Genomic DNA, 4,272 nt, shown 5'->3' on the forward strand with positions numbered 1-4,272 from the left:
CCTCTGCACCGCCCTCCATGCCGACCCGGCGACGCGGGACGTGCCGGTTCTCCTCGTCAGCGGCGAGCCGCGCCGGGAGGCGCCCTGCGCCGACGGCTTCCTCGCCAAGCCCTTCAACGCGGCTGGCCTCCGGGCTGCCGTCGCGCGCCTGATCCACGCCTAGCCCACGTCTACTTCTGCCAACCCGACCTCCTGGACCGATGAATCTCCTCCTTCGCACCCTCACCGCCGCCCTCCTCACCCTCAGCCTCGCCGCCTGCCAGGCCACCGCGCCCCTGGCCTCTGCGAGCCCCGGAGCGAGCAGCCCCGAAGCGCTCGGCGAACAGTTTATCGCCTTCTACGACGCCGGGGACATCGACGGGCTGATGACGCTCTACGAAGACGGGGCGGTGTTCACGACCCGAAGCGCCGTGCATACCGGCTCTGACGACGTCCGGGCCGTGCTTCAGAACTACCTGGACTCTGGCCTCAAGCTCGACTTCCACGAAAAGGTCTCGTTCGTCTCGGGCGAGATCGCCCTCGTCCAGAACCGCTGGACTGTGCGCGGCACAGAAAACGGCGGCGTCACGGTCGAAGTGGCGCGGCAGCAGCCCGACGGCACCTGGAAGTACGTCATCGACTCTCCCGACGGCGAAGAACTGGTCCGCTAGCGACCACACACTCGGTAGGCGAGGGGCAACGTCCCTCTCGGTTTACCAGACGACGGCCGCTGGCGCATCGCGGCCACCTCGTGGAGCAACGGTGCGCTGCCGCCTGCCCCTGCTGACCGCTTCCCTGGCGGTGTTCATTCGGAGCGCCGCCTTCTCTCAACCCACCCATCCAGAACGACCATGAGCACGCCCGAATACTTCAACCTGCGACCGGAGGTCGAGAAGGCCTACGGCTACGCGCACGCCGTCAAGGTCGGCCCTCACATCAAGGTCTCCGGCGCCGTCAGCATGGACGACGAGGGGACCCCGACGGGCGTGGGCGACATGCGGCAGCAGATCGAAAACGTCTACGCCGACCTGCGACAGGTCCTCGCGCACTACGGCTGCACGTTCGACCACGTCGTCGTCGAGAACGTCTTCACGACCGACATGGCGGGCTTCCTCGGCGCGGCCGAGTACCGCGGCACCATCTACACGGCCCACTTCCCGACCGGGACCTGGCTCGAGGTCAAGGGGCTCGCCCTGCCCGAGTTCCTGATCGAGATCGAGATCGAAGCCCACAAGCCCTGACTGACGCACGCACGCCCGGGACGGCACGCACAGCTCCGGCCACTGGGGAAGAGTGGTCGGAGCTCTCATCGACTTCCCAGACTCCGACACCTCTCAAAATTCCATGACCCAGACCCTCCTCATCACCGGCTGCAGCTCCGGCTTCGGCCACGACCTCGCCCAGTCCGCGGCCCACGCCGGCCACCGTGTCTACGCGACGATGCGCGCCCCCGACGGCAAGAACGCCGAGGCCGCCGGCGCCCTCCGCGACCTCGCCCGTGCCGAGTCCCTCGACCTCCGCGTGCTCGACCTCGACGTGACGGACGACGCCTCCGTCGAGGCCGCCGCCCAGACCGTCGCCGACGAGTCCGGCGCCGCCGACGTGGTCGTCAACAACGCCGGGCAGATGTTCGGTGGGATTACGGAGGCGTTCTCGGCCGACGAGCTCGCCCGCCAGCTCGACGTCAACGTCGTCGGCGTGCACCGCGTGGTCCGGGCGTTCCTGCCCGCCATGCGCGAGCGCGGCTCGGGCTTGGTGATGAACGTCAGCTCGACGGCCGGTCGCTGCGCGCTCCCCTTCTTCGGCGTCTACCACGCCAGCAAGTGGGCGCTCGAGGGCTACACGGCCGCGCTCCGGCTGGAGCTCGCGCAGACGGGCGTCGACGCGGTGATCGTGGAGCCGGGCCCGTTCACTACAAACCTGTTCAGCGGGATGACGGCCCCGGCCGACGCCGACGGCCGCGCCGCGAGCTACCCCCCGGCCGTCACCGGCGCCTTCCAAGCGATGGGCGCCGACTTCCAGCAGATGCTCCAGGACCCGGAGACACCGACGGACCCCGCGCTCGTGGTCGACGCGATGGCGGAGCTCCTGGCGATGCCCCCCGGCACGCGCCCGCTGCGGACGGTCGTCGGGATGGACTTCGGCGTCCGCGACCGCAACGCCGACGACGCGCGGCACGACGACGCCCTCTTCGAAGCCTTCGGCCTGACCGACTTCGCCACGCTGGCCGTCTCGGAGACCGGGACGAACGGCCACGACGCCACCCGCGTCACGTTCATGTTCGACCAGAGCGCGACCGGGCCGGGTGCCTTCGCGGGCACGTTTGAGGCCTCGGGGGCCATCTCCGACGCGGGCACGACCGAGGACCACCTCGACGTGTCCAGCGCCGAGGGCGCGTCGCCGCTCGTGGCCACCTTCCGCCGGACGGTCACCGGCGAGCGTGGGACGCTCGTCCTGGTCGGCGACGCGACGGTCGACCTCGCCGACCCCGCCTCGGCGCCCGTGGCCGGGACGTGGCGCGTCGAGAGCGGGACGGGCGCCTACGCGGGCCGCGCGGGATCGGGGGAGATCACCGGCACGGCCGACTTCACGCACGACCCGCCCCACGGGCGTCTCCGCTACGACGGCGATCTCCGCTAGCCCCATGCGCTGTCTGCCCCTCCTCTCTGCACTGGCACTCGCCCTCCTGGTACCGGCCTTCGCCGCGGCGCAGCCGGTCCCCGAGACCGCGCCTCTGGTCGGCCTCGACGGGACGCACCAGGTCGACCTCGTCTCCGAAGTCAACGGCCACCCGTACCGGCTCTACGTCGCCCCGCCAGAGGCCTACGCCGCCGACGACACCACGCGCTACCCCGTCCTCTACATCCTCGACGGGCGCCGGACCTTCCCGGCGGCGATCACCGCGCGGGCGTTCCAAGACATCTACGACGGGCTGGACGACGTCATCCTCGTCGGCATCGGCAACGGGGAGCAGACCTTCGACGCGTGGTTCGCGCACCGCTGGCGCGACTACACGCCCTCGGCGAACGCGGCCACCGACTCGGCGGTCGCGGTCCAGTCCGGCCAACCCCCGGAGACCATCGTATCCGGGGGCGGCCCCGACTTTCTCCGCGTGCTCCGCGAGGAGATCCTCCCGTTCGTGGACTCGGCGTACCGGACCACCGACGACCGGGGCCTCACCGGGCAGTCGCTGGGCGGGCTGTTCGCGGTCTACGCGCTCTTCGAGGCCCCCGGCCTGTTCCAGCGCGTCGGGATCCACAGCCCCTCGCTGTGGTGGAGCGACGGCGAGACGTTCGCGAGGGAGGCGGCGTTCGCCGAGGCCCACACGGCGCTCCCGGCGCACGTCTTCCTCTCGGTGGGCTCGGAAGAGGGGGACGCGATGGTCCCGCCGATGGAGCGGCTCGCCGAGGGCCTGCGGAGCCGGGGCCACGACGGGCTGACCGTCGACGCCGTCGTGTTCGCCGACGAGACCCACACCTCGGTCGTCCCCGCCCAGGTCTCCCGGACGCTCCGCGTGCTCTACGGCCGCTCAGAGTGACGCCAGCCCTTTCCCCTTGCCTTCCATTCCCATGACCGTCGCCACCGGCCACAGCCACGACCTCGACTCCGCCGACGCCATCGCCGAGGCGCTGGATGCGTGTGCCGATGCGCTGGGCGGGGCCAGGCCCGGCGCAGCCCTCCTCTTCGCCGGAATCGACCACGACCACCAAGCGCTCCTCGACGGCATCGAGGCCCGCTACCCCGGCCTCCAGTTCATCGGCTGCTCCACGCACGGCGAGCTCTCCTCGGACGGCGGGTTCGCGGAGGACTCGGTCGTGCTGACGCTTTTCCACTCCGACCGGGTGACGTTCCGGGCGGGCATCGGCGAGGGCACGCGGGCGAACCCCGAGGCGGCCCGGCAGGCCGTCGCGCAAGCGCTCGACGGTCTCGACGCGCCGGTCCGGCTGTGCATCACGCTCCCGGAGGGGATTGGCGGGAGCGAGGGCGATGCGCCCGGCGCGCTCCCCGCCCGGCGCGCTCCCGGCCTGGCTCCTCGACACACTGGGCGACGCGCTGGGGCCGAGCGTCCCCGTGTGCGGGGGGCTGGCAGCGGACCAGTTCCGGTTCACGGAGACGGTCCAGTTCTGCAACGGCCGGGTCTACACCGACGCCGTGCCCGTCCTGCTCTTCGCCGGGCCGCTCCGCGTGTCCACGGGCGTCGCCAGCGGGTGGGAGCCCGTGGGGGAGGACCACCGGGTGACCCGGGCGGACGGGCTCGTGGTCTCCGAGATCAACGGGGAGCCGCCCCGGGAC

General features: G+C 71.6%; 5 protein-coding genes and 1 pseudogene. All 6 read left to right on the forward strand.

Going from position 1 to position 4,272, the window contains the following annotated elements; genetic code table 11:
• The first annotated feature begins 200 nt into the window (after positions 1–200).
• On the forward strand, positions 201–650 hold the full coding sequence (locus tag WBA11_RS18855; RefSeq protein ID WP_424522171.1) for a YybH family protein: 450 nt from the start codon (positions 201–203) through the stop codon (positions 648–650).
• 180 nt (positions 651–830) lie between these two features.
• Positions 831–1,220: a RidA family protein gene (locus tag WBA11_RS18860; RefSeq protein ID WP_424522172.1), complete on the forward strand. Its 390-nt coding sequence runs from the start codon at positions 831–833 to the stop codon at positions 1,218–1,220.
• 103 nt (positions 1,221–1,323) lie between these two features.
• On the forward strand, positions 1,324–2,619 hold the full coding sequence (locus WBA11_RS18865) for an SDR family NAD(P)-dependent oxidoreductase (protein WP_424522173.1): 1,296 nt from the start codon (positions 1,324–1,326) through the stop codon (positions 2,617–2,619).
• Between the two features lie 4 nt (positions 2,620–2,623).
• Entirely contained in the window at positions 2,624–3,517 is an 894-nt protein-coding gene (locus WBA11_RS18870; protein ID WP_424522174.1) for an alpha/beta hydrolase, read from the forward strand.
• Between the two features lie 31 nt (positions 3,518–3,548).
• A pseudogene (locus WBA11_RS18875) lies at positions 3,549–3,905 on the forward strand (FIST N-terminal domain-containing protein); the annotation flags it as partial.
• A gap of 61 nt (positions 3,906–3,966) precedes the next feature.
• Positions 3,967–4,272, forward strand: a 306-nt coding sequence (locus WBA11_RS18880; protein WP_424522175.1) for an FIST N-terminal domain-containing protein, incomplete at its 3' end; no start/stop codon positions are given.

Origin of the sequence: Rubrivirga sp., from assembly GCF_049648075.1 — a bacterium.
Taxonomy (GTDB): Bacteria; Bacteroidota; Rhodothermia; order Rhodothermales; family Rubricoccaceae; genus Rubrivirga.